Origin of the sequence: Streptomyces griseorubiginosus (assembly GCF_036345115.1) — a bacterium.
GTDB lineage: Bacteria > Actinomycetota > Actinomycetes > Streptomycetales > Streptomycetaceae > Streptomyces > Streptomyces griseorubiginosus_C.
In genome coordinates this window covers 5,198,561-5,218,444 of sequence record NZ_CP107766.1, presented here as the reverse complement: position 1 = coordinate 5,218,444, position 19,884 = coordinate 5,198,561, and the positions used below count along the sequence as shown (strand labels likewise).

The window sequence follows — 19,884 nt, the reverse complement described above, 5'->3', positions numbered from 1 at the left end:
GGCTCCTGTGCCGTCCGGCGTCCCACAGGGGCGGTGGTTCACAAGGGCGGCGTCTCAGATGGTCGGTGGCTCGATGTCGGAGTCCAGCCGGACACCGCGGGCGATCGCCAGCGTCGTCGGGTGGTCGTCCCCCAGGGTGCGTTTGGCGCGGGCCAGGGCGTCCTCGCGCAGCGCGTCCGCCTCCGCCTCGCGGCCCAGGGCGCGCAGGCTCAGCGAGAGGTTGGAGGCGCTGCCGATGACGTCGTAGTGGTCGGGACCGAGGGACCCCAGCAGCCCCTGGCGGGCGCTCGCCTCCATGTCGGCGGCCTCCTGTACCCGGCCCACCGCGACCAGGTCGTTGGCGTGGTTGAGCATGCAGCTGTACGTGTAGGGGTGGGTCTCGCCGAGCGCCGTGCGCAGATGCTCGACCGTGCGCCCGGACAGCGCGAGCGACTCCTCGGTACGGCCCAGCAGCCTCAGGTACACGGACATGTTGTTGGCGCAGACCAGGGTGACGGGGTGTTCCTCGCCGAGGTAGTCCTTGTAGCGGCCGAGGGCCCGCTGGGCGTAGTCCTCCAGCGCGTGCGCGGTGTCGCCGAGCGCGGCGAGGTCGCCGGCGAGGCTGCACGCGACAGCGAGGGTGTCGTAGTGGTCGGGGCCGTGCGCCTGGAGGTAGCGGTTGTAGATGTCCTGGTCGATGTCACGGGCCTCGGCGTAGCGGCCGTCCCGGCGCAGCGCCACCGCGAGGTTCTTGCGGGCCCGCAGGGTGTCGCTGTGCCCGTCGCCGAGCAGTTGCTGGTAGAGGCGGGTGGTCGTCTCCAGCAGGGTCAGGGCCTGCTGGAGCTCCCCGGTCTCCCGCAGGTCGCGGGCGTAGTTGTTGGCCAGGTTCAGCGTGCGCGGCTTCATGCTGCCCTGGTTCTGCCGCTGCCGTTCGTAGGCCGTCCGGTGCAGGTTCAGGGCGGCCCGGCGGTCGCCCGCGAGGTACTCGGACATGCCGAGGTTGTTGGCGTACATCAGGGTCCGCTGATGGTCCTCGCCGAACTCGCGGAGCGCCACGTCATAGGTGCTGCGGTCCAGCTCGCGGGCCTGCTGGTAGTCGCCGAGGGCCCGGAGGTCGGCGCCGACGTTGCCGGCCGCGGCCAGGGTGGCCGGGTACTCCGCTCCCCGGATGGCGGTGAACCTCTCCAGCACTTCCCGGTCGACCTTGTACGCCTCCCTCAGCCGGCCGAGCGAGCGCAGCACGTTGCCGAGCTGGGTGCGCAGCAGGAGGGTGTGCGTGTCGTCGAGGCCGCCGCCGGGGAAGTCGGACCGGCGCCAGCGTTGCAGGGTGCGTTCGGCGAGGTCGTGGGCCGTGCTGTAGAGGCTGCGCTTCCACAGGTAGCGCACCGAGTCGATGATCAGCTTGCGTACCTCGGGGTTGGGGTCGGCGGCCGCGCGCGAGGGTTCCAGGTGCGGAAGGAGTTCGTCGTACTCGTCCCAGTCGGCGGTGGACTCCGGGTTGCCCGGGTTGGCGTCCGCGAGCGCCGCGTGCACCACCCCGCGCAGTTCCGCCCAGCGGGACGCGCCGACCCCGTCCCGGATGACGGCCTGGACCAGCCGGTGCACGGTGAGGGTCTCGCTGCCCTGGTCGCTGCGGGCCAGCCCGTACCGGTTGAGCAGGCGCAGCAGCTGGGCGACGGCCATCTCGTCGCGGGGCTCGTCGGCGTCCATGGTCAGGGCCCGGGTGACGGCCCGGCCGTAGAGCAGCCGCATGGGGATGGGGTCGGGGCCGAAGAAGGAGCAGATCTCCAGCATCTCGGCCGCGGCCCGGTCACGGCGGCGCAGGTCGTCCACGGAGATCTGCCAGGTGCGGGCCGCGGAGGTGGGGTACTCCCGGGGCGGCAGCTGGGTGTGTTCGAGGGTGTCGGCGGGCCGGTCGCGGAGTTGGGCGAGGTAGCGGTCGACCGGCATGTTGCTCTCGCTGAGCCAGGTCGCCGTCTGTCCCACCGCGAGGGGCAGGTCGCCGAGTTCGTGGGCGATCTGCTCCGCGTCCTCGGCGGACAGCGACGGGCTGAACCTGTGCAGCAGTTCCACGCTCTCCGCGCGGGTGAACACCTCCACCTCGGCCCGGCCGGCGCTGTTGACCCAGGCCCGGTCCCTGGAGGTGACCAGCACATGCCCGCCGGGCGGCCCCTCGGGGAGGAGGCCCTCCAGCTCCGTGGGGCTGCCGGCGTTGTCGTACACCAGCAGCCAGCGTTCGAACGGCCGTCCCTGTCCGAGGGCGCGCAGCACGGCCTCCGCGGTGCTGCCCACGTCCTCCCCTTCCTCCAGGTCGAGGTAGGGGGCGAGGTCCGCGAGGGCGGAGCGGATCAGGCCGGGCTGGGCGGCGTTCATCCACCAGACCACGTCGTACGCCGACTTGTAGCGGTGCGCGTACTCCAGCGCGGTCTGGGTCTTGCCCATGCCACCGAGCCCGTACAGCACCTGGCTGGGCACGGCGGCGGTGGGACCGGCGGTGAAGTGATCACGCAGCCGTTCCAGCAGCGAACCCCGGCCGGTGAAGGACAGGTTGCGGGAGGGCAGGCGCTGGGCCGCGGGGATCGAGCCGGGAAAGCCGGGCAGGCCAGAGACGGTGACCGAGGTGGTGCCGTCCGGGAGGTGCCGGCCCGGCGGCGGCCCGAGGACGGCAAGGAGCTGGTCGACCGCCTCGGTGGGGCCGCAGCGGCTGAGGTCGGCGATCACGCTGTCGAGGTAGGGCTCCACGGCCGTGGGATCGAGTTCCTGGACGCGGACGGCGACCAGGCCGGGTCCGCCGACCGTCTCGTGCCCGGTCAGCTGGAGCCGGACCGTGGCGGCCCGCGACTGCGCCGCGTACTCCGGGGACAGCAGCGCCAGTACCCGGCCCTGTCCGTTCAGGGTGCCGGACACCTCGGGCAGGATTCCGCTCTCCGGGGCGACGGTGCTGTGCAGCGAGACCTGGTAGCCGACCGCCTCCAGGGCCTCCGCCGCCCACTCCGCCCAGATCCGGCCCAGCGGGGCGTAGCTGATGTAGATCTGGGTGGGCAGGGCACGGGGGGTCCGCAGGTAGGCGGTGCGCAGTTCGGCCCGCCGGTCGGCGGGCAGCGGGGCGAGCCGGCGTACCCGGCCCTCCGAGATCCACTCGGTGAGCCGCTCGAACGCGGTGAGCAGCGAGCGCTCCTGGTGGGGCCGGTCGGCGACGGTGGCGGGGATCTCCTCGTAGGCGTAGAAGGCCTTGTACGGGATCTCTATCTCGCCCCAGTAGCGGCTGTGGTCCGCTTCCGGCAGCCAGGCCAGATAGGGCGCGAACTCGGCGCGGGAGAAGTCCCGTCCGGCTTCCAGCCGTTCGGTCTCGGCCTCCTCGACCCGCATGGGCACCGGCAGCACCCTGATGGGACGGGGCGCGGAGCGCTGGACGGCGGCCGCGGCGTCCACACCGCCGCTGATGCTCTGGACGCTCATGGTGAAGCAGTCGATGAGGATGTCGGGCAGGACGATGGTGCAGATGCCGGAGGTGTCGCTGACGCCCGTCCGGCTGTCGATCAGCACATAGTCGTAGTGGGAGATCATCTCCTCGCGCAGCGCCTGGAGGAAGTGCCCGCCGCCGTGCCGGTCGTAGAAGCTGTGCCAGTTGAAGCTGGTGACGGCGGCCGAGTAGGCCGCCGTCTGGCGGCCGGCGGGCAGGAAGTCCAGCCGGCCGCCGGAGGGCAGTTCCAGGAGCAGTCCCACGGTGTACGGCGTCAGGTCCGCGGCGGCCCGCAGCCAGCCGTCGGACTCGGCAGCGGAGGTCGCCGCGGAACGCTGCTGGGGAACGCCGGCGGTCTCGCGGACCGGGGGTGCCTCGGGGCTGAGGACCGTACGCACATAGGCCTGCACCATGTTGATCAGGCCGGGGGACGAGCGCAGTTCGGGGTCGACCAGCAGCGGGTGCAGATAGCGGTGCAGGCCGGGGGCCTCCAGGTCCCAGTCGACCAGCAGCACCCGGTGACCGCTGCTGGCGAGGATCCAGCCGACGTTGGCGAGCGCCATCGTGCGCCCGGTGCCGCCCTTGTACGAGTAGAACGTGACGATCTTGCCCGGGGCGGTGGGGCTACTGGTCATCGTCTGAGTCCTTCGCAACGCGCGGCGGGGCGTCCCAGTGGGGGGTGACGGTGGTACCGAGGAAGGGGAACGACAGCGGGGGGCCGGTGGCCTCGGGGGCGGGCGGTTCGGCCGGGCCCGGGATGGTCAGTTCGCCCATCGGGGGCGGGGTGGGGCCCGTGGGGAGCCGGTAGGGGGTGGTGCTCTCCATCTCCATCAGCCGGTTCTGCGCCACGGTCAGCATCACGGCGAGCCGGTCCTCGAACTCGTCCGCGTTGACCCGCACCCGGAACAGGGGGTCGTGCGGGTCGTTCTGCCGGCGCCAGTTGCGCCACAGCACGCTGCTGAGGTCCTGCCAGATCGCCGCGTCACCGCCGGACTCCTCGTCGGAGTCGTGACAGGGCACGAGCACGCCGGTGGCCGGGCGGTTCTGGCGGTCGTAGTCGGCGAGGGCGTCCCGGTAGGTCTGGCTGCGCACGGCCCAGGGGTCGACGAGGAGGATGCTCGTCTGGTTGTTCACCATGGTCTCGTCCAGGCGGCTGCTCAGCTCGGCGTCGACGACCTCGACGTTGCTGGTGTAGCCCTCCTCCCCGATCACCTTCTGGGCGCGGACGGCGACGGAGGGGTGCTTGGGCGGGTGGTACGGCGTCCACTCCCGCGGTGACCGCCCGTAGTACTCCGGCCGGTGCCGTCCTTCCGGTAACGCGTTCACCACCCCCGCGGCCACGAAGACCTGGACGTGCCCGGTGCCGGGTTCGGCGGCCCGTTGGTGCTCGGCCACCGGGAACAGCCCGCGCACCTCGCCGAGGTCGAGGTCGGGCGTGAACGGCAGCCGGAACCGGTCGGCGGCGATCCGCACCCGGGCGGCGACCTTCGCCACGACCCTGCTGTAGGCCGCGCCCTTCGGGTCGGTGCGCAGGAGCTGCATGAGGCCCTGGCTGGTGTACTCCTCGCCCATGCCGCCCTCGTGGTACTGGAAGCGGGCGATCTCGTCCGGCAGCTCGCCCTCCATGGGGGCCCACAGCACCGGGACCAGAGCGGGGACGTCGATCTCGGTCTCCCGGCGGTACTCGTTCAGCCGCTCCCGGAAGGCGGTCCACTCCTTGCCGCAGTACTCGCTGTTCAGGTAGGCCGGGGAGTACAGCGCGACAAAGGCGCGGCAGTGCCCGACCGCGGCACCGAGCACCCGGGCCCAGTCCGAGCCCAGGCCGAGCCCTTCGACGTCCCGGAACGGCGGCTGGGCCGCCGGATCGGCGCCGATCCGGCGAAGCTCCCGTACGAGATCGTCGTAGAACCGCTTGACGAACTCGTCAGGGTTGTCCTTCCGCGCATAGCTGAGGAAGAAGTACGGCTCCTGAACCAAGGCGTCCCCCGATACTCCCTGGCCGGCCTGCCGGCATACCACCTGTACGTCGGAGCACGTCCGGGTCATACCCAGCGCGATGACGCCTCAAGCTGTCGGCTTCGGACAACTGTCCGAGGGGGTGGGGAGGGGGTGGGACGTGCTCAGATGGAGGAGTCGAAGGCGGCGTACGGCACGCCCACCGGGTTGACCGCCTCGTCGACCACACGCCGCAGCACCGCGTCCAGCGCCGTGCCGGGCCGCTTTTCGAGCAGCTTGTCCAGCGCTTCCGTGCTCAGCTCCGTGACATCGAGCAGGCATGAGTCGATCACGGCGCTAGCGTCCATCGGCATCCTTCGCACACACGCGTGCTTTGGCAGAAGTGTGCACGCGAAACCTGCCACACCCTATAGCCAGCGAGCCGCCTGATTCCAGGCGCCACAGGCCGTCCGGCACCCGCCTCCCGCCCGATGGGGCACACTGGACGTTTGGCCGTCCGGAAGGGATGTGTACGTAGGTGAACGGTCCTCTCATCGTCCAGTCCGACAAGACGCTGCTGCTCGAGGTGGACCACGAGCAGGCCGACGAGTGCCGGCGGGCCATCGCGCCGTTCGCGGAGCTGGAGCGGGCGCCGGAGCACATCCACACCTACCGGGTGACGCCCCTCGGACTGTGGAACGCGCGCGCCGCGGGGCACGACGCCGAGCAGGTGGTGGACGCGCTCGTGCAGTACAGCCGGTACCCGGTGCCGCACGCGCTGCTCGTCGACGTCGCCGAGACGATGGACCGCTACGGGCGCCTGACGCTGAGCAAGCATCCGGCGCACGGGCTGGTGCTCACCACCACCGACCGGCCGGTCCTCGAGGAGATCCTGCGCTCGAAGCGGATCACCCCGCTGGTCGGGGCGCGGCTCGACCCCGACACCGTGGTCGTGCACCCCTCCGAGCGCGGGCAGATCAAGCAGACCCTGCTGAAGCTGGGCTGGCCCGCCGAGGACCTCGCCGGGTACGTGGACGGCGAGGCGCACCCGATCGAGCTGGCCGAGGACGGGTGGGCACTGCGGCCCTACCAGAAGCAGGCGGTGGAGAACTTCTGGCACGGCGGGAGCGGCGTGGTCGTCCTGCCCTGTGGCGCGGGGAAGACCCTCGTCGGCGCCGGGTCCATGGCGCAGGCCAAGTCGACCACGCTCATCCTCGTCACCAACACCGTCTCGGCCCGGCAGTGGAAGCACGAGCTGGTGAAGCGGACCTCGCTGACCGAGGAGGAGATCGGCGAGTACAGCGGGACGAAGAAGGAGATCCGGCCCGTCACCATCGCCACCTACCAGGTCCTGACGACCCGGCGGAAGGGCGTCTACCCGCACCTGGAGCTGTTCGACTCCCGGGACTGGGGGCTCATCGTCTACGACGAGGTGCACCTGCTGCCCGCGCCCGTCTTCAAGTTCACCGCCGACCTCCAGGCCCGGCGCAGGCTCGGCCTGACCGCGACCCTGGTGCGCGAGGACGGCCGGGAGTCGGACGTCTTCTCGCTCATCGGACCCAAGCGGTTCGACGCGCCGTGGAAGGAGATCGAGGCGCAGGGCTACATCGCGCCCGCCGACTGTGTCGAGGTCCGGGTGAACCTGACGGACTCCGAGCGGCTCGCCTACGCCACCGCCGAGCAGGAGGAGAAGTACCGCTTCTGCGCCACCACCGCGACCAAGCGGAAGGTCACCGAGGCGATCGTGAAGCGGTTCGCCGGGCAGCAGATCCTCGTCATCGGCCAGTACATCGACCAGCTCGACGAACTCGGTGAGCATCTGAACGCCCCCGTGATCAAGGGCGAGACCTCCAACGCCCAGCGCGAGAAGCTCTTCGACGCCTTCCGGGAGGGCGAGATCAGCGTGCTGGTGGTGTCGAAGGTGGCGAACTTCTCCATCGACCTGCCGGAGGCGACCGTCGCCATCCAGGTCTCGGGCACGTTCGGATCACGGCAGGAGGAGGCGCAGCGGCTGGGACGGGTGCTGCGTCCCAAGGCGGACGGGCATCAGGCGCACTTCTACTCGGTGGTGGCGCGGGACACCATCGACCAGGACTTCGCCGCGCACCGCCAGCGGTTCCTGGCGGAGCAGGGGTACGCCTACCGGATCGTGGACGCGGACGAGCTGCTCGCGGAGAGCTGACCGGCGGCCGGCCGCGGCTACCGGCGGCGGACGCCGGCTTCCTGGCCGTACTCGCCGAGTATGACGACGTCGAAGGCGGCGCCGGCGAAGACGCGGACGGCGCGCAGGGCGTCGCCGAGACGGTGGGTGGTGTGGCCACCCGATACGGGGGTCGCGCCGGACGGGCGACCGGGGGCTGGGGTGAAGGTCGCTGCACTCATGTCTCCATGGTGGCCGACCAGGCATAAAGGGGGCATCGGTCCCAGGTAGCCACTTCTCGTGCTACCTGAGTACCGCCCGTGGGTGGAGCCACCCCCACCAGGAGGAGGGGCGATCCCTTAGGGGGCCGGAGACATCAGGGGACCGGGGAGAGGTCAGGGGGCCGGGGAGAGTCAGGGGGCCGGGAGAAATCCGTTGGCCCTCTCTCACCCCGCCCCTCTAGAATCTCCGCTCTTGCCCGCCTCCCTCACGGAGTGCCGCCGCCCGGACGGAAACCGGTCGGCATCCCACCACGCGGCCCGCAGCACCTTCGGAGGCACCCCCTTGTCCAGGCCGTCCACACCCATGCCCGCGACCGACGACCCCCTCGCCCGCGAACGCTCCCACCTCGCCGCGTCCCGCGCCGCCCTGCGCGCCATGCGCGAGGACGTCGAGTCGCTGGACATCAAGGACGTCACCGCGAACTGGGTCAACGCCGAGGTCCTGGCCCGCCAGATCGAGGAGCGCATCAAGGCGCTGGCCGACCTCACCGACACCCCCCTCTTCTTCGGCCGCCTCGACTACCTGCACGCCCCCGGCGCCGACCGGGCGGAGGGCGCGGAGGGCGAGCGCTTCTACATCGGGCGCCGGCACGTCCACGACCACGACGGCGACCCGATGGTCATCGACTGGCGGGCGCCGGTCTCGCAGCCGTTCTACCGGGCGTCCAAGAAGGACCCGATGGACGTCGGGCTGCGCCGCCGCTTCGGCTACACCCGCGGCGACATCACCGCGTACGAGGACGAGCACCTCTCCGACCCGGCCGAGGCGGCACAGACCAGCAAGCTGCTCCAGCAGGAGATCGAGCGCCCGCGCGTCGGTCCGATGCGCGACATCGTGGCGACCATCCAGCCCGAGCAGGACGAGATCGTACGGTCCGGTCTCGGCGGCACGGTCTGCGTGCAGGGCGGCCCCGGCACCGGGAAGACCGCCGTCGGCCTGCACCGGGTCGCCTATCTCCTCTACGCCCACCGCGAGCGGCTGGCCCGCACCGGCACCCTCGTCATCGGACCGAACCGGTCCTTCCTGCACTACATCGAGCAAGTGCTGCCCGCGCTGGGCGAGTTGAGCGTCCAGCAGGCGACCGTCGACGACCTCGTCGCGAAGAGCATCGAGGTGCGCGGCACCGACGACGCACCTGCCGCGGTCCTCAAGGGCGACGCGCGGATGGCGGAGGTGCTCAAGCGGGCCGTCCACTCCCACGTCACCATGCCCACCGAGCCGGTGATGGTGGTGCGCGGGTCGCGCAGATGGCGGGTACCGGCGTACGAGATCGAGGAGATCGTGCGGGAGCTGCTGGACCGGGGCATCCGCTACGGCGCCGCCCGCGAGGCCCTTCCGCAGCGGATCGCGCATGCCGTGCTGGTGCAGATGGAGCGGTCCGGGGAGGCGCCGGACGACCGCGTGCAGGACGCGGTGGCCCGCAACTCCGCGGTGAAGGCGGCGGTGAAGGCGATCTGGCCGCCCGTCGACCCGGCCAGGCTCGTCCTGCGCCTGCTCACGGACGCGGACTTCCTCGCCGAGCACGCGGAGGGCGTCCTCGACGAGGACGAGCAGAAGACGATCCTGTGGGCGAAGCCGGTCCGCTCGGTGAAGTCGGCCAAGTGGTCCGCCGCGGACGCGGTGTTGATCGACGAGGCGAGGGACATCGTGGAGCGCACGCACTCGCTGGGGCATGTGGTCCTGGACGAGGCGCAGGACCTCTCCCCGATGCAGTACCGCGCGGTCGGCCGCCGCTGCTCGACCGGTTCGGCGACCGTCCTGGGCGACCTCGCGCAGGGCACCACGCCCTGGGCGACCCGGAGTTGGGACGAGGCGCTGGCCCACCTCGGCAAGGCGGACGGCGTGATCGAGGAGCTGACGGCGGGTTTCCGCGTGCCGACCGACGTCATCACGTACGCCTCCCGGCTCCTCCCGCACATCGCGCCGGGCCTGACTCCGGTCGCGTCGGTCCGTGAGAACCCGGGCTTCTTCGACCTGCGCGAGACCTCCGGCACGGGTGAAGTGGTCGCCGCGTGCGAGGAGTTGCTGCGCAACGAGGGCTCGACGGGTCTGATCGCCGCCGACGCCCGTGTCCCGGAGCTGGCGGAGGCGCTGACGGCGGCCGGCATCCCGTACCTCGCCCCCGGTGAGGAGACCACGGCCGAGACCCGACTGACCCTGGTCCCGGCCTCGCTCGCCAAGGGCCTCGAGTACGACTACGTCGTCCTGGACGAGCCCCAGGCGGTGGTGGACGGCGAACCGGACGAACGGACCGGGCTGCGGCGGCTGTACGTGGCGCTGACCCGAGCGGTGTCGGGGCTGATCGTGACGCACTCGGCCCCGTTGCCCGCGGCGCTGGCCGGGTAGGGTGCGGATCCGCTCCGCGATGTTCCCCTGACCCCCTGAGTCCGGGCCCCCGTGACTCCCCCTGAAAGGCCCCCTGTTGACCACGCCCCCGCCCTCGCACCCCGCATATCAGCCGACGCCGGGGACACATCCGGCACCGGATGCGGGGGCGTACCCGCAGGCGCCGGATGCGGGGGCTTACCCACAGGCCCCGGATGCGGGGGCGTACCCGCAGGAGCCGACGCCGGGCGGGCATCAAGCACCCGCCCTGGGGACGTTCACGCAGGCCCCGGCACCGGGCGCGCACCAGCCGGCACCCGCCCCGGGGGCGTACCCGCAGGCACCGACGCCGGGGCCCTATCAGCAGGCGCCCGCCCCCGGGCCGTACCAGCAATCCCCCACCCCCACGCCCTACCCGCAGCCGCAGCCGCAGCCGCAGCCGTACCAGCAACCCCCCGGGTCGGCCCCCTGTCAGATCTGTGGGGCCGTGCCCGCCGCGCCCGTGACGGTTCGGGGGCATCAGGGGATGTTGGTGATCATGCGGTTCCTGAAGCGCGAGGGGGTGTTCTGCCGGACCTGCGCGCTGGCGAGCTTCCGGGACATGCAGTCGGACACGATGGTGCTGGGCTGGTGGGGCCCGCTGTCCGTGCTGATCACGCCCTTCACCCTGCTGTCCAACCTGAGCGCCCTGTCCGGCATCCGACGGATTCCGGAGCCGGTCGCGCCCGGGTTCCGGCCGCCCCTGGACCCCGGCAAGCCGGTGTTCAGGCGCCCGGCGGGCATCCTGGCGCTGATCCCGGTGGGTCTGCTGGGCCTGGCGGTGTTCGCGTTCACGGCGCTGCTGCTGGTCGGCCTGGTGACCGGGGCCGGTGACAGCGCGGACCACCCGACGCTCACAGCCGGCTCGTGCGCCCGCAACGACGCGACCTGGCCGGAACAGGACCTCCACCCGGAGTCCTGCGACTCCGCCGCCGCGCAGCTCCGGGTCGCCGCCCCGGTGAACGGCACCTGTCCGGCCGGGGCCTACGTCGCCTACCCGGAGTACAGCGAGCACGCCGACACGTCACTGTGCCTGCGGCCCCTGAAGGGCTAACGCCCGTCCACCACCCGCCGCCACTCCCGTACCGCCTCCGCCGAGACCGGCACCTCCCACCCGCGCGGCCTCGCCGCGCCGCCGATGTGGAACGCGTCGACCCCCGCCGCACGGAGCCGCGGCACATGCTCGAGCCGCAGCCCGCCCCCGACCAGCAACCGCTGCTCGTACCCCGGCTCCCCGGCCCTCGCCGCCTCCGCGAGCAGCACGGGGAGCCCGCCGTCCACCCCGGCCGCCGAGCCCGCGGTGAGGTAGGTGTCCAGCCCCGGAAGGTCGGCCAGTTGCTTGCGCAGCGCGTCCCGGTCGGCGGCGTGGTCGATCGCCCGGTGGAAGGTCCAGCGGCACCCGTCCAGGACCCCGACGACCTGCTCCACGGCCCTCAGATCGACCTCGCCGGCCGTGTCCAGGAACCCCAGCACGAACTCCTCGGCACCGGCGTCCCGCAGCTCCCGTGCCGCACGGACCACCCGCGCGACCTCCCCGGCGCCGAACCCGTCCGACAGCCGCAGCATCGCCCGCACCGGGATGTCCACCGCCCCCCGGATCCCGGTGACCGTCGCGACCGTCGGCGTCAGTCCGTCCGCGGCCATGTCGGTCACCAGTTCCAGCCGGTCCGCGCCTCCGGCCTGGGCGGCGACCGCGTCCTCGACGTCGAGGGCGATCACCTCCAGGAGTGCACGCTTGCTCATGGGACCCCATTCGTCGACGGCCTTGGGCGGCTACAGGTCTAGTCCATACAGGTCTAGTCCAATTCAAGAATACGCCGCGACCGGGGTCCCCTCGCCAGTGCGTCTCAGGCGATCCCGGCGAAGATGTTCAGCTCCTTCGCCTCCACCCCCGCGAGTTCGTACGCCCGCCCCTCCACCGGACGCCCCGAGTACAGCCGTACGAGTGTCGCCGCGTCCCCGATGTACCGCGCCGGAGTGCGGTCACCGGCCGCGTCACCGAGCCGGAGCGGTTCGTCCAGGTCGTCGAGGTCGGCGTGGAGGGGGAGGTGGCCGCGTTCCCGGGTCGCGCGGGTGAGGAGGGCCAGCGCGTCGGGCAGCCCGGCACCCCCGTACGCGCCGGGCTCCCCGAGCACCTCGCGTACGTCCCCCGCGTGCACCCACTCCCCCAGCGCGATGATGTCCAGCACCCCGCCCGCCCCGGCGATCACCGGACCGGCCTCCGTCATCCCGCGCTCCAGTTCGTCCACGACCTGCTGGTGGGTCCAGTCGGCGCGCTCGGCGATGTCCCGGTCGTTCGACTCGGGTGAGAACACCCCCTTCTCGAACCGGCCCTCCACCACCCGGATCAGCGCCGACGAACAGTGCGCGAGCACGTCCCGCACGCTCCACCCCGGGCACCCCCGCGTCGGCAGCGCGAAGTCGGCGTCCGGGCGGGAGCGCAGGAGGGGGACCAGGGCGTCGCGTTCGGTGGCCAGGAGACGGCCGGGCAGCGAAGGGTCTCGTACGTCGTCAGCAGTCATGGGGCCAACCTGCCAGGGGGTCGGCCGGGGGGACAATGAGGCCATGGCCGATCTCGACGACCTCCGCGCCCGTTTCGCCGCCGCTCTGGACGGAGCGAGGGGCACCGGCGGCCCCGACCCGCTGCCGTACGCCGACCACCTCCTCGACCGCTGGCAGGAGCCGCAGCGCAAGTACCACACGCTCGCTCACCTCACGGCGGTCCTGGACCACGTCGACGTACTGGAGGAGTACGCGGACGACCCCCACCTGGTCCGCCTCGCCGCCTGGTTCCACGACGCCGTCTACCTCCCGGACCGCTCGGAGAACGAGGACCGCTCCGCCCGCCTCGCCGAACGCGCCCTCCCCGAGGCCGGTGTCCCGGACGACGGAACGGCCGAAGTGGCCCGTCTGGTCCGCCTCACCACCACCCACGCGCCCGCCGACGACGACCGCAACGGCCAGGTCCTGTGCGACGCCGACCTGGCGATCCTCGCCGCTCCGCCCTCCGGGTACGCCGCCTACACGGCCGCCGTACGCGAGGAGTACGGCTTCGTGCCCACCGACGCCTTCCGGGCGGGCCGGTCCGCGGTCCTGCGTCAGCTGCTCGACCTGCCCCGGCTCTTCAGGACGCCGTACGGCGCACGGGAATGGGAGGCGACGGCCCGCTACAACCTCACCTCGGAGCTGGAAATGCTGTCGCTCTGAGGTCCCCGGGGCCATAGCCTGCCCGCATGGCAGACACAGGGGTCGTGGGTGGGGAACGGGTGGCGGAGGCCGTCGCGGGCGCGGTGGCGGCGCTGCGGACGGCGACGGACCGGGACTGGGCCCAGGTCCGGGCCGGCCGGATGGAGTGGAGCTGCCTGAAGACGGCCGAGCACATCGCGAGCGATCTCATCGCGTACGCCGGGCAGTTGGCGGGCCGGGCGCAGGAGACGTACGTCCCCTTCGAGATCTTCCTGGAGGAGGGCACCGACGCGGCGGGCGCCCTCCAGGTGATCGAGACGGGCGGCACGCTGTTCGCGGCGACGCTCCGCAGCACCCCCCGCGAGACCCGCGCCTTCCACCCCTACCCCTTCCGCAGCGCGAACCGCGAGGGCTTCGCCGCGATGGGCGTCGCCGAGGTCCTGCTGCACACGTACGACATCGCGCAGGGCCTGGACCTCGAGTACGAGCCCTCCGCACACCTCCCCGAGTACGTCCTCACCCGGATCTTCCCCGAGGTGCAGCCGGGCCCCGACGCCTGGCGCACCCTGCTGTGGGCCACCGGCCGCGGCGACCTGCCGGGCCGCGCGCCGCGCACCAGGTGGCGCTGGAGCAACAACCTCGTCCTGCCCGCCGAACGCCTCACCCTCCAGGGCGTCACCCCGGCCGCCGCCGCCGAGCTGGCCGCCGGGGGCGACGGCGGCTTCGCGTGGGTCGAGGACGGCCCCTTCGAGGGCACCCGCGAGGCCGCCGGCATGACCCTCAAGGCCTACGAAGCGGGCGTCCACCGCCCGGAGTTCGGCCTCTTCGTCCTGGTACGGCGCGAGGACGGCCGGGCGATCGGCGGCATGGGCTTCCACGGCGCCCCCGACGAGGACGGCCGCGCCGAGGTCGGCTACGACCTGGCCCCCTCCGCGCGCGGCCAGGGTTACGCCACGGAGGCCCTGCGCGTCCTGAGCGACTGGGCGCTGGCCCGCGACGACGTCCACAGCCTGTGCGCCACCATCGAGCCCGACAACGCGGCCTCGCAGCGGGTGATCGCCCGGGCGGGCTTCGTCCGGGCGAGCGTGGCGGAGGAGCAGGCGTACGGCGAGACGGAGACGGGCCTTCGCCTGTACGTCCTGACCGGGCGAACCGCCTGACGCCCCTTCGCCTGTACGTCCTGACCGGCCGACCCGCCTAACGCCCCTTCGGCCGCCGCAACCCCGCCCCGTTGAGCAGCCGCACCACGTCCCTGCTGCTGACCTCGACCGCACCGGCCGCCACCACGTCGGCGTACCGGTGCGACGGGATGTCGTAGTGGTCGCGTTCGAAGGCGCGCCTCGGGACGCCCAACTGCTCGGCGAACGCATGGAGTTCCTCGAAGGAGGTGTCGCTGACCAGGTGGGACCACAGGCGGCCGTGCCCCGGCCAGGTCGGTGGGTCGATGTAGACGGTCACGAGGAGCGGCTCCCGCCCATCGCGGTGCCGAGCGAGCCGATCGCCGCGACCTTCACGCCCGCCTTGTGGCACACCCAGTGCGGGTCGGCGCCGAGTTCCGGTTCGACCTCCAGGGCGTGCGGGTCACCGGAGCCGCAGACCGGGCACAGGGGCCAGCGGCCGTAGCGCTCCAGGAGCGCGTCCTGGACGTCCTGGGCGACCAGGCCCGCCACGAAGTCCGCGCCCTCGGGCCACTGTTCCACCCACCAGCGCCGCTGGACGACGGAGTCCTCGACCATCGACACCACGTCCGCCGCGGCGACCTCGCTCGCGGCCAGGTCGGCGAGGACGAGCGCGCGGGCGGTGTGCAGGGTCTGCTCAAGTGGACCGATGGACTCCATGCACCCATTGTGCGGGCTCTTGACCACGGGCCGGAGCCGAAAATATCTTTCAGGTGTGCCCCAGGAAGTGAAGGAAATTTTCGGCAGCGCGCTCGCCGCGAAGGTGCGCACGCTGGGTCCGTCCATGACCCGTTCCATGCAGCGGGTCGCCGAGGCGGTGGCGAACGACCCCGCGGGCTGCGCCGCGCTCACCGTCACCGGCCTCGCGGAACGGACCGGGACGAGCGAGGCGACCGTCGTACGCACGGCCCGGCTCCTCGGCTACCCCGGCTACCGCGACCTGCGGCTCGCCCTCGCCGGCCTCGCCGCCCAGCAGCAGTCCGGGCGGGCACCCGCGATCACCACGGACATCGCGGTGGACGACCCGATCGCGGACGTCGTCGCCAAGCTCGCCTACGACGAGCAGCAGACCCTCGCGGACACCGCGGCCGGACTGGACACGGTGCAGCTGGGGGCGGCGGTCGCCGCGACGGCCTCGGCCCGGCGGATCGACGTGTACGGGGTGGGGGCCTCGGGTCTCGTCGCGCAGGACCTCGCGCAGAAGCTGCTGCGGATAGGGCTGATAGCGCAGGCGCACAGTGATCCGCATCTCGCCGTGACGAACGCGGTGCAGCTGCGCGCGGGGGACGTCGCGATCGCCATCACGCACTCCGGGGGGACCGGCGACGTCATCGAGCCGTTGCGGGTCGCCTTCGAGCACGGCGCCACGACCATCGCCATCACCGGGCGGCCGGGCGGGACGGTGGCGCAGTACGCCGACCATGTGCTGACCACGTCCACGGCCCGGGAGAGCGAGCTGCGGCCGGCCGCGATGTCGTCCCGGACGAGTCAGCTGCTGGTGGTGGACTGTCTGTTCGTGGGGGTGGCGCAGCGGACCTATGAGACGGCGGCGCCCGCGCTGGCCGCGTCCTACGAGGCGCTGGCGCATCGGCACCGGCGGTAGACACCTCAGTTCTCCGGCAGACGCCCGTCAGAGGAAAGAGCCGTTCCACCATGACCTCCACCTCCAACCCCCGTGATCTGCAAGCCCAGTTGGAGTCGCTGACCACCGAGGCCTTCCGGCCCGAGCTCGCCGACATCGATCGGCTGCCGACCCTCGACCTCGCCCGGCTGATGAACGGCGAGGACGCCTCCGTGCCGACGGCGGTGTCCGCGCAGCTGCCGCGGATCGCCGCCGCCATCGACGCGATCGCCGAGCGCATGGCCCGGGGCGGCCGGCTGGTCTACGCCGGTGCCGGGACCGCCGGTCGCCTGGGCGTGCTGGACGCCTCCGAGTGCCCCCCGACCTTCAACACGGACCCGGCGCGGGTCGTGGGCCTGATCGCCGGCGGCCCGGAAGCGCTGGTCACGTCCATCGAGGGGGCCGAGGACTCGGCGGAGCTGGCGCGGGCCGACCTGGACGGGCTCGCGGTGACGCCCCTGGACACGGTGGTCGGGGTGTCGGCGTCCGGTCGTACCCCTTATGCCGTGGGCGCGGTGGAACACGCCCGCGCACACGGGGCGTTGACGGTCGGCCTGTCCTGCAACGCGGACAGCGCGCTCGCGGCGGCCGCCGACCACGGCATCGAGGTGGTCGTGGGCCCCGAACTGCTCACCGGCTCGACCCGCCTCAAGGCGGGCACCGCGCAGAAGCTGGTCCTCAACATGCTGTCGACGATCACGATGATCCGCCTCGGCAAGACCTACGGGAACCTGATGGTCGACGTGCGCGCCTCCAACGACAAGCTGCGCGCCCGCTCCCGCCGTATCGTCGCCCTGGCCACCGGCGCCGGCAACGAGGAGGTCGAGCGCGCGCTGGCCGCCACGGACGGCGAGGTGAAGCACGCGATCCTGACGATCCTGGCCGGGGTCGACGGCCCCACGGCGGCCCGGCTGCTCCAGGAGTCGGGCGGTCATCTGCGGGCGGCGCTGGCGGCGGCCCTCTGACTCACCGGCGCACCCGGAGTCACCGGCGGACCAGCACGGCGTGGGTGACCTTCGACGAGCCGACCAGCTCGGCGACCCGGTAGCCGTCGATCCCGTCGCCCAGGTTGTCGAGCAGCCGCTCCCCGCGCCCGACGAGCATCGGCGCGATCACCAGGTGGAGCTCGTCGATGAGCCCGGCGCGCAGGTACTGCCGGATGGTCGCCGCGCCCCCGCCGATCCGGACGTCCTTGCCGTCCGCGGCCTCGAAGGCGCGGGCGAGGACCGTCTCCGGCGGTTCGTCGGTGAAGTGGAAGGTGGTCCCGCCGGCCATCTCCAGGGCCGGGCGCGGGTGGTGGGTGTGGACGAAGACGTCGTGGTGGTACGGCGGGTTGTCGCCCCACCAGCCCTGCCAGGACTCGTCCTCCCAGGGCCCGCGCTGGGGCCCGAACATGTTCCGCCCCATGATCGTGGCGCCGATGTTCTCGTCACCGCGGACGAAGTAGTCGACATCGGTGCCGCCCTTCCCGGCGGCGAGGTCCTCCGTAGCGCCGATGAACCAGCTGTGCAGCTCGTCCCCCCAGCCGACACCGTCCCCGAAGGGGGCGTCCAGCCGCTGGTTGGGCCCGGCCATGAAGCCGTCCAGCGAGACCGTCACGTTGTGCACACGAACCTTGGGCATGATCGCCGCCTCTCGTAAGGGGTCGTCCGTCCTCTCACCTGTGCGTCGTTCAGACCCTGACGGAATCGACATCCGGGCGCACTTTTTATGCAGCTCGACGTCAGCCCTGCGCTGAGCTGCTACTTGAGGTCGATCATGCGGACCGGCTGCCCGGTGGTGCGGGCGATGGTCTCGAAGTCAGGGTCGTGGTGCAGCAGCACGAGTCCTGCTTCCTCCGCGGCCGCGGCCACGAGGAGGTCGACGGCTCCGGCGCTGCGCTGCTCGCCCTTGGTGGTGAGCTCGCGCTGGACGACGCGGGCGCGCCGGTAGATGCCGTCGGGCATGGGGCACCAGGTGAACTGGTCCAGTCGCGCCTGGACGGCCTCGCGGTCCTTCGCGGAACGTGCGGAGTAGAGGACTTCCAGTTCGGTGAGGTCGCACAGCGCGATCAGACCGGCGGCCATCCTCTGTTCCCACGTCTCGGTTGCCTGCCGCAGCAGAACGCGAGCCAGGGCCGACGTATCGATGAGGTAGTCGGCAACGCTCACCGGCCGGAACCACCCCGGTAGGTGTGCTTGTCCAGGAGGAACTCGATGTCGAGGGCGCCCTCATCCGCGAGATCCTGCAGCTCGTGCAGGGCACGCAAGCGGCGGTTGCGGGCAACGATCTCACGCAGGGCGGTGTTGATGGTGTCCCGCTTCGTGGAAGTGCCCAGCTCCTTCGCCGCGGCTTCCAACGCGTCGTCGTCGAGATCGATCACGGTTCTGCTCATGAGCCCACCTCCGTATACAACAGCCAGTGTATCAATGTATCTGATCGAATATATATCTCTACCGAGCCACATTCCAGACAAGGGTGTAGCGCCAGAAGAGACCGCGCCTGAGCCGGGCCCCCGGGAGCACCCGGCGGACCTCCCGGACCAGCTCGGTGTACGGGATGTCCGGTTGCCGGGTCACGGCGGTCATCGCGAGAGGAGGTGCCGCGGCCCTGCGGCCCCGGTTCCTGACCCAGCCGAACAGCGGGTTGAGCGGGACCGAGACCAGTCCGAGCAGCTGCTGCACCCGGGTGTCCTCCCGCGCACAGCCGACCACCACCAGGGTCCCTCCGGGGGCGAGCTGCCGCCGGAAGTGGGCGAGCGTCTCGGCCAGGGGCAGGTGGTGGAGGACGGCGACGCAGGTGATGACGTCGTAGGGACCGCCTCGGTCGTACGACGTCCCGTCCGCGACGGCGTAGGTGACGGGGAGGCCCGCCGCGGTCGACTCCCTTGCCGCGCCGATGATCCGCTCGTCGCTGTCGATGCCGTGCACCTCATGCGCGCGGGTGGCCAGCAGCCGGACGAGATCCCCGGAACCGCAGCCGACGTCGAGGGCACGGCCGAAGCGCGGTGGCAGCTGCCGCATGATCCACGGGTGGTAGTGGGCGTTGTGCGACCAGGGGTAGGCGTCGTTCAGACGGGCGAGGGCGTCCAGGAGGGGCATGGGCTCATTTCAGCAGGGCACGCGGTGAGCCCGCCGGGGTCTCGCTGGATACCGAAATCCTCGAAGAGTGCGCAGACTGGCACCATGAACCACGCCCAGCTCACCGCCCTAGGCCGTGCCCTGCGTCTTCTCGGCGAGGAGGGAGACGCGCTCACCGCGGACACCCCGGACGCCAAGCTGCACGAGGTGAAGGCCGATCTCAAGCGGGCCCTGGACCTCCTGGAGGACAGCGTCACCGCCGCCGCCCCCACCACCCGCTGCGCCGAGCACCCCAACGGCCCGGTCGACGAGAACGCCCCCGACCTGTGCCTGCTGTGCGAGACCCGGCGCCGGGCGGCCCGGCGCGCCGAGATCAACGGCCCCTACGCCCGCCCGCGGACCGCCGGTCCCACGCCCTCCCGGTACGGGGTGCGCGAGGACCGGCCCCAGCCCCAGCAGCGCTGGCTGCCGGAGCAGTGGACCGGCCAGGAGTGGCAGCTGTGCGGGACGCCGAGGCGGGACCGCCAGGAGGCGGAGCTCTACCTCGCCGCGCAGCGCCGGGGGCCGCGCGCGGCGATGGCGTACCGGCTCGTCCACGAGTTCACCGACTACGAGGTGCTGCGCGTGTGGGGCACCCCGGTGAAGGTGGACATCGAGCCGCTCGGCAACCTCTAGCC

Annotated in this window: 20 protein-coding genes; 8 read left to right on the top strand and 12 right to left on the bottom strand. The window is 72.1% G+C overall.

Annotated features, from left to right (window positions below; translation table 11 throughout):
• Nucleotides 1-54: 54 nt before the first annotated feature.
• The 3 genes from fxsT to fxsA form a co-directional block, all read right to left on the bottom strand.
• Entirely contained in the window at nt 55-4,077 is a 4,023-nt protein-coding gene (gene fxsT / locus OHN19_RS23635; protein WP_330266090.1) for an FxSxx-COOH system tetratricopeptide repeat protein, read from the bottom strand.
• Entirely contained in the window at nt 4,067-5,419 is a 1,353-nt protein-coding gene (fsxC, locus tag OHN19_RS23630) for an FxsC protein (protein ID WP_330266089.1), read from the bottom strand. Before fsxC ends, fxsT begins: the two co-directional genes overlap by 11 nt.
• Before the next feature lie 143 nt (nt 5,420-5,562).
• Entirely contained in the window at nt 5,563-5,730 is a 168-nt protein-coding gene (gene fxsA / locus OHN19_RS23625; protein WP_330266088.1) for an FxSxx-COOH cyclophane-containing RiPP peptide, read from the bottom strand.
• A gap of 185 nt (nt 5,731-5,915) precedes the next feature.
• Between fxsA and OHN19_RS23620 the strand changes: the two genes are divergently transcribed.
• Nucleotides 5,916-7,559: a DNA repair helicase XPB gene (locus OHN19_RS23620; RefSeq protein ID WP_330266087.1), complete on the top strand. Its 1,644-nt coding sequence runs from the start codon at nt 5,916-5,918 to the stop codon at nt 7,557-7,559.
• Nucleotides 7,560-7,576: 17 nt separating this feature from the next.
• Here the strand turns inward: OHN19_RS23620 and OHN19_RS23615 are convergent, their stop codons facing one another.
• Nucleotides 7,577-7,759, bottom strand: a complete 183-nt coding sequence (locus tag OHN19_RS23615; RefSeq protein ID WP_330266086.1) for a hypothetical protein — start codon at nt 7,757-7,759, stop codon at nt 7,577-7,579.
• A 343-nt stretch (nt 7,760-8,102) separates the two neighbouring features.
• On the opposite strand from OHN19_RS23615, the gene OHN19_RS23610 reads away from it, so the two are divergent.
• Together OHN19_RS23610 and OHN19_RS23605 are read left to right on the top strand one after the other, a co-directional pair.
• A complete protein-coding gene (locus tag OHN19_RS23610; RefSeq protein WP_330266085.1) occupies nt 8,103-10,145 on the top strand; it encodes a HelD family protein in 2,043 nt (680 codons plus the stop codon).
• Between the two features lie 517 nt (nt 10,146-10,662).
• On the top strand, nt 10,663-11,217 hold the full coding sequence (locus OHN19_RS23605) for an LppU/SCO3897 family protein (RefSeq protein WP_330266084.1): 555 nt from the start codon (nt 10,663-10,665) through the stop codon (nt 11,215-11,217).
• Here the strand turns inward: OHN19_RS23605 and OHN19_RS23600 are convergent.
• Nucleotides 11,214-11,906, bottom strand: a complete 693-nt coding sequence (locus OHN19_RS23600; protein ID WP_330266083.1) for a copper homeostasis protein CutC — start codon at nt 11,904-11,906, stop codon at nt 11,214-11,216. The two genes, OHN19_RS23605 and OHN19_RS23600, sit on opposite strands and share 4 nt — an antisense overlap.
• A gap of 104 nt (nt 11,907-12,010) precedes the next feature.
• The gene (locus tag OHN19_RS23595) at nt 12,011-12,685 is read right to left on the bottom strand and encodes a maleylpyruvate isomerase family mycothiol-dependent enzyme (protein ID WP_330266082.1); all 675 of its coding nucleotides are present in this window, start codon (nt 12,683-12,685) and stop codon (nt 12,011-12,013) included.
• A gap of 43 nt (nt 12,686-12,728) precedes the next feature.
• On the opposite strand from OHN19_RS23595, the gene OHN19_RS23590 reads away from it, so the two are divergent.
• Entirely contained in the window at nt 12,729-13,370 is a 642-nt protein-coding gene (locus OHN19_RS23590; RefSeq protein WP_330266081.1) for a hypothetical protein, read from the top strand.
• Between the two features lie 26 nt (nt 13,371-13,396).
• Nucleotides 13,397-14,509: a GNAT family N-acetyltransferase gene (locus OHN19_RS23585; protein ID WP_330266080.1), complete on the top strand. Its 1,113-nt coding sequence runs from the start codon at nt 13,397-13,399 to the stop codon at nt 14,507-14,509.
• A 37-nt stretch (nt 14,510-14,546) separates the two neighbouring features.
• On the opposite strand, the gene OHN19_RS23580 is transcribed toward OHN19_RS23585, so the two are convergent.
• Complete coding sequence (locus tag OHN19_RS23580) at nt 14,547-14,807, bottom strand: DUF4031 domain-containing protein (RefSeq protein WP_330266079.1); 261 nt, start codon at nt 14,805-14,807, stop codon at nt 14,547-14,549.
• Nucleotides 14,804-15,187, bottom strand: coding sequence for a hypothetical protein (locus tag OHN19_RS23575; protein WP_330266078.1), 384 nt, complete (start codon nt 15,185-15,187; stop codon nt 14,804-14,806). Before OHN19_RS23575 ends, OHN19_RS23580 begins: the two co-directional genes overlap by 4 nt.
• Before the next feature lie 55 nt (nt 15,188-15,242).
• Here OHN19_RS23575 and OHN19_RS23570 point away from each other — a divergent pair, with 55 nt between their 5' ends.
• Together OHN19_RS23570 and murQ are read left to right on the top strand one after the other, a co-directional pair.
• Complete coding sequence (locus tag OHN19_RS23570; protein ID WP_391197839.1) at nt 15,243-16,130, top strand: MurR/RpiR family transcriptional regulator; 888 nt, start codon at nt 15,243-15,245, stop codon at nt 16,128-16,130.
• A 50-nt stretch (nt 16,131-16,180) separates the two neighbouring features.
• Complete coding sequence (gene murQ, locus OHN19_RS23565; protein ID WP_330266077.1) at nt 16,181-17,113, top strand: N-acetylmuramic acid 6-phosphate etherase; 933 nt, start codon at nt 16,181-16,183, stop codon at nt 17,111-17,113.
• Between the two features lie 19 nt (nt 17,114-17,132).
• Here murQ and OHN19_RS23560 read toward each other — a convergent pair whose 3' ends face one another.
• From OHN19_RS23560 to OHN19_RS23545, 4 genes are all read right to left on the bottom strand, one after another.
• Nucleotides 17,133-17,771, bottom strand: a complete 639-nt coding sequence (locus OHN19_RS23560; protein WP_330266076.1) for a dihydrofolate reductase family protein — start codon at nt 17,769-17,771, stop codon at nt 17,133-17,135.
• Nucleotides 17,772-17,890: 119 nt separating this feature from the next.
• On the bottom strand, nt 17,891-18,298 hold the full coding sequence (locus tag OHN19_RS23555; protein WP_330266075.1) for a PIN domain nuclease: 408 nt from the start codon (nt 18,296-18,298) through the stop codon (nt 17,891-17,893).
• Nucleotides 18,295-18,522 carry a type II toxin-antitoxin system VapB family antitoxin gene (locus tag OHN19_RS23550; RefSeq protein WP_330266074.1) on the bottom strand — a complete coding sequence of 76 codons (228 nt, stop codon included), beginning with the start codon at nt 18,520-18,522 and terminating at the stop codon, nt 18,295-18,297. Before OHN19_RS23550 ends, OHN19_RS23555 begins: the two co-directional genes overlap by 4 nt.
• Nucleotides 18,523-18,580: 58 nt before the next feature.
• Nucleotides 18,581-19,228, bottom strand: a complete 648-nt coding sequence (locus tag OHN19_RS23545; RefSeq protein ID WP_330266073.1) for a class I SAM-dependent methyltransferase — start codon at nt 19,226-19,228, stop codon at nt 18,581-18,583.
• 84 nt (nt 19,229-19,312) lie between these two features.
• Between OHN19_RS23545 and OHN19_RS23540 the strand changes: the two genes are divergently transcribed.
• Nucleotides 19,313-19,882, top strand: a complete 570-nt coding sequence (locus tag OHN19_RS23540; RefSeq protein WP_330266072.1) for a hypothetical protein — start codon at nt 19,313-19,315, stop codon at nt 19,880-19,882.
• Nucleotides 19,883-19,884 lie beyond the last annotated feature (2 nt).